This window comes from Brevibacillus sp. MCWH, assembly GCF_013096935.1.
Taxonomy (GTDB): domain Bacteria; phylum Bacillota; class Bacilli; order Brevibacillales; family Brevibacillaceae; genus Brevibacillus; species Brevibacillus aydinogluensis.
On the sequence record NZ_SDLF01000119.1, the window covers coordinates 1 to 515 of the forward strand.

Sequence of the window (515 nt, forward strand, 5' to 3'; positions counted from 1 at the left end):
TAAGAAAAGAGCCGAATTTGAGTTCAAAAATTACAGATGTTCTAGTAAAAGATTATGTAGTTGAAGCAACAGAAGAACTTGAAAATGGGTGGCTTCTCCTCAAACAAGGCGGCTATATAAATGGTAAATATGTAAATAAAATTGAGGAACAAGAAGCTGTTAAACTTATCTTCCAACAAAATCAAAAACCTAAACCACAGCCTAAATTTACTACTGTGGAAAGAAATAAAAATCAGTTAATAAGCCGCTCTAAATCCAATAATGCTAATAAATCAATTAGACTAGATGTAGTGGCTCCTTCAAATGCTTCCATTGATGATTTAAGAAAAATTTTAGATGGAACTGCACTTGAAGGTATTGAACATGCATTATTGGAAGTGGAAGATAAGTTTGGCATAAACGCCCTATTCACATTAGCTGTTGCTAAGCTAGAATCTGCACATGGAAAATCAAAACTAGCTAGACATAAAAATAATTTATTTGGAATGAATGCTGTAGACGGCAGCGCTTATGAA

1 protein-coding gene is annotated in these 515 nt (G+C 33.2%); it reads left to right on the plus strand.

Annotation, left to right across the window (positions count from 1 at the left end):
* Positions 1-515, plus strand: a 515-nt coding sequence (locus tag ETC00_RS19650; RefSeq protein ID WP_216369608.1) for a glucosaminidase domain-containing protein, incomplete at both ends; no start/stop codon positions are given.